The following is a 280-nucleotide window of genomic DNA, read 5'->3' on the forward strand; positions in this document are numbered from 1 at the left end:
TTAAGCACTTGAGCTTTTGCCCGTTGGCACAAGCATCAAAGACAAAGTCGTAAGCCCAAACCTCATTGGGCCCAGTTGCTACATACGGTTGTCGATTTTGACTACGGTAACGCTTGCGCGTCCTTTTGGCGGGCACCTGTAGGCCAGCTCCAACCCAGATGCGCGCCGTCCGATCGCGACCTAGAACAAGACCATCCCGTCTTAAAAAGATCCGAATCCGTCTGGCGCCATAGCGAGGATATTGCTCGGAATACTGGCGCATGGCAACTATTATCGGCCG

1 protein-coding gene is annotated in these 280 nt (G+C 53.6%); it reads right to left on the minus strand.

Annotated features, from left to right (window positions below):
• Positions 1 to 262, minus strand: a 262-nt coding sequence (locus ICN39_RS11095) for an IS3 family transposase (RefSeq protein ID WP_216234164.1), incomplete at its 3' end; no start/stop codon positions are given.
• Positions 263 to 280 lie beyond the last annotated feature (18 nt).

Source organism: Polynucleobacter sp. AP-Reno-20A-A9, from assembly GCF_018882085.1.
Lineage (GTDB): Bacteria > Pseudomonadota > Gammaproteobacteria > Burkholderiales > Burkholderiaceae > Polynucleobacter.